4 protein-coding genes are annotated in these 4,055 nt (G+C 41.3%); all 4 read left to right on the forward strand.

Features of this window, described 5'->3' with window-relative positions; genetic code table 11:
- The first annotated feature begins 130 nt into the window (after nt 1–130).
- Nucleotides 131–493, forward strand: a complete 363-nt coding sequence (locus ABI367_RS15790) for a hypothetical protein (RefSeq protein ID WP_462230973.1) — start codon at nt 131–133, stop codon at nt 491–493.
- 98 nt (nt 494–591) lie between these two features.
- Nucleotides 592–963, forward strand: coding sequence for a hypothetical protein (locus tag ABI367_RS15795; protein WP_462230975.1), 372 nt, complete (start codon nt 592–594; stop codon nt 961–963).
- Between the two features lie 264 nt (nt 964–1,227).
- On the forward strand, nt 1,228–3,546 hold the full coding sequence (locus ABI367_RS15800; protein ID WP_462230977.1) for a TonB-dependent receptor: 2,319 nt from the start codon (nt 1,228–1,230) through the stop codon (nt 3,544–3,546).
- Between the two features lie 2 nt (nt 3,547–3,548).
- A partial coding sequence (locus ABI367_RS15805) for a hypothetical protein (protein ID WP_462230979.1) occupies nt 3,549–4,055 on the forward strand: 507 nt, incomplete at its 3' end.

The following is a 4,055-nucleotide window of genomic DNA, read 5'->3' on the forward strand; positions in this document are numbered from 1 at the left end:
GTTTGCACCTATTTATTACTATAATTCGCCGTAGGCTGTAACAACCCTTTCTTTAAAGCGTCAAAATGGTGAAAACCATTTCGCTTTTTTAAATTAAACCTTATTTTTAACTAAATTTAAACCACTAATGATGAAAAAATTATTTACAACCACCAGCTTGCTGATATGCGGCGTGGTTATTTGCTTAGCCGCTATAGTTGCCGACGTAAGTGGCAAATGGGTAGGTAGTGTTAAAGGACCAGATGGCGACACCGAATTTCCGCTTACATACGTTTTTAAAGCAGATGGAAACGTGTTAACAGGTACATTAACATCTCCGCAGGGTGATGTGCCTATTTCAGAAGGTAAAATTGATGGTGATAAGATCTCTTTTAAAATTAGCTTTGGCGACCAGGCGATTGTAAATACAGGTAAAGTTTATGCCGACTCAATAGGTGTTGATTCTGATTTGGGTGGCCAAAAATTTCACGTATTGCTTAAACGCGCTAAATAATATTAAACCAATTGGTTTTTTAAAGCCCCCGAATATTCGGGGGCTTTTTTTGTGGCAATCATTGTACAAACCAGCGTTGTTGAGTACATTTGCCCCGCATGCTTAAACGCTTAACCGCCATATTGCTTCTTTTCGCCCTTGTAGCAGCTAACTTTAGCTACTATTTTGTATATGCGGGTTTTGAGCTAAATAAAAAATACATTGCCGCCCAGCTTTGCGAAAACCGTGATAAGCCCTATTTACATTGTAACGGTAAGTGCTATTTTATGAAAAAAATAAAGCAAGCCGGCGACAAAGAGAAAAGTGATGAACAGCAAGCACAAAAAAACCTTTTTCAGGAAGTGTTTTTTGTGGGTGTTTCAGTTCCAAAATTTTACAACCAACTATTACAGGTTATAACAACCCCTTACCTATCGTCTGAGCAATCTGTATCGCCGGGTAACATCTATCAACCTCCACGGGTAGGATAAACAATTCTTTTTCCGGCGTCATCGCGAGGAACGAAGCAATCCCTGCACTTGCAAATCAAAAATTGCAATAAAACAATAATGTCATTTCGAACATAGAGAGAAATCTATACATTGATAGGTATATGTATAGATTTCTCCTCGTACCTCGTTCGAAATGACAAATTGGATTATTAATTTATCTGCATAGAGATTACTTCCTACCTCACTGCCGCCGGTTACTATCATCCTATTTCATAACCAGAGGCAACTCACAAATTATTATAAATGAAATCGTATTTCATTCTGTTTATATTTTTATTTTTTTCGATAGCCGCCAAAAGCCAAACTATACAGGGTTCTGTTACAGACGCGGTAACCCACGAACCATTATCCGGCGTAAGCATTACCGCTGCAAATACAACTGTTTACACAAACGCAAAAGGATTATTCAATGTGCCGGCGGCCGGCAACGCTGTTATCAAATTTTCTATGGTGGGTTATATCCCCCAAACCATAAATCCGGCTAACCTAAAACCAGGCGACCCATTAAACATCAGCCTCACACCTTCGTCGGTTGATTTGCAGCCAGTTATTGTATCTGCAAGTCGCGAGGGGCAGGCCCGACAAGATGCGCCAATGGCCATCAGCAAAATAAATTCCATACAAATACAAGATACCAAAGCCACCGCTTTATACCAATTATTAAATAAAGTGGCGGGCGTATATATGGTTAACCTGGGAAACGAGCAACATACCATGGCCATACGCCAGCCCATTACCTATAACGCCTTGTATTTATATATGGAGGATGGCGTTCCTATTCGCCCGACGGGAATATTTAACCATAATTCGCTGTATGAGATCAATATGTCGGGTGTAAAGGATATTGAGGTTATAAAAGGTCCTGCATCGTCTTTATATGGCAGTAACGCCATAGGCGGCGCTATAAACTTTATTACACAGGGGCCACCGGCGGGCCATGCGGCCAATGTATCCTTACAGGGCGACAACTACCATTACCGCCGTATTGATGCCGATGGTGGTTTTACAAAAGGTAAATTTGGTTTATACTTGGGCGGATATGTCGCGCATCAAAAAGATAGCTGGCAGGATTATTCAGACTTTGATAAATACTCGGCCAATTTTAAAACCACTTATGATTTTGACAGCAAAACCAAGCTAACAACTACGGCAGCTTATAATTATTTAAACACCCAAACCCCGGGCAGCCTGGATGCCGCGCATTTTTACAACCGCAGCTACGGCAGCAATAACCGCTTTACCTATCGCCGTGTTGAAGCCTTTAGGGCAAGTACCACACTGCAACACGCATGGAGCGATAAAAGCAATACGTTTTTAACCTTGTTTTACCGCAACAATACAACCGCTCAACTACCAAGTTATTATATCTCGGATGTGCGCGTAGCGGGGGTTTATACCAGCTCGAACGGGCAGGTTAATGATCAGCGTTTTAACAGTTATGGTTTATTGGCCCAGCATCGTATCGATTTTAATTTCCTGCACTCGCGGCTGATAGCGGGAATTTATATGGATGATAGCCCGAGCTCGTACTACGCGCAGTATTTAACCATCAATAAAGACGTAGCCAATAACTATTATACCGGCTTTACCAATACAGGCACTTATATTGATGATTACCGCATTAAATTATTTAATACCGCCGCCTATACGCAATATCAGATAAACCCGGTTGAACCGTTGAGAATTGTGTTTGGTTTACGATATGACCGGGTACATTATGATTTTAATAACGGCCTGCCTGCATCAAACACCAAATACAAACAGCAGGAAACCAATGATTTTAATATACTGGCGCCTAAATTGGGTTTAACTTATGATCTTGGAAACAACAAAGGCTTATATGCCAATTACAGCGTAGGCTTTCAACCGCCCGAAACAAGCGGATTGTATAGCTCAAGACAACTATCACCGCTAAAACAAGCCACATTTAGTAATTATGAAGTAGGTGGCTGGCTATCGGCTTTAGATAAAAAAATGTATTTCGAGCTTAGTTTGTATGATATGGAGGGCCATAACGAAATTATCAGCCAGCTACTGCCCGACAATACAACCCAAAACCAAAACGCGGGTGCAACAAGGCATAGAGGTATAGAGTATTCATTAACGTACGCGCCTGTTAATTCCTTAAGCTTCCGCTTTGGTGGTACAAATGCCAAACACACTTACATTGATTACAGCGAAATTGTTAACGGCACTAACATCAGCTACAATGGCAAAACCATGAACAATGCACCTACATGGATAGCCACATCAGAAGTAACCTATAAACCGGATTATTTTAAAGGCTTCAGGATAGCAGCCGAGTGGCAGCATTTGGACGGTTATTTTACCAACCCGGCCAATACCAAAACTTATTCGGGCTATAACATTTATAACCTGCGTATGGGATATAATTTTAATGATAAGTTTATTAAAGGGGCAGGTATTTGGTTTAACGTGCTTAACCTAACCAATGCCTTATATGCCACAACCGTTACCAGCAACCAATATGGCGATACCTATAACGCCGCTCCTCCAAGGGTAGTTACGTTGGGTATCAGCTATTCATTCTCAAAATATTGATCATGAACAAACGCAACTTTTACAAATGGCACCGCATACTGGGTTTAATTGCCCTGGTGCCTGTAATATTTTTGACCATGAGCGGGGTAACACACCCGTTTATGTCAAATTGGTTCAGGCCGTTTATTGCTAAGGAGACTTTTGCGCCTGTAGCACAAAACAAAATAAATCCATCACTTTCTGTACAGGAAGTGATGGATAAAAACGGGCTAAAAGGACTCAGAAATTTTAGCCTTGTTAAGTTTGATAAGGGCAGCTATTACCAGGTGTTGGGTAAGGATAGTGTTTGCAATTACTATTCGGTAACTGACGGTAAATTACTGCCCGACGGCGATAAGAGCTATGCCATATACCTTGCCCGCTATTTTACGCAGGATTCGGTATCAACCTTAAAAAATGTAAGTCTTCAAACTGCGTTTGACGGGCAATACCAGCCGGTTAACCACTTGCTGCCGGTTTGGAAGGTTGCATTTGACCGCGCTGATGGCATGGATGTTTATATTGAAACC

The organism is Mucilaginibacter sp., assembly GCF_039935595.1.
Classification (GTDB): domain Bacteria; phylum Bacteroidota; class Bacteroidia; order Sphingobacteriales; family Sphingobacteriaceae; genus Mucilaginibacter.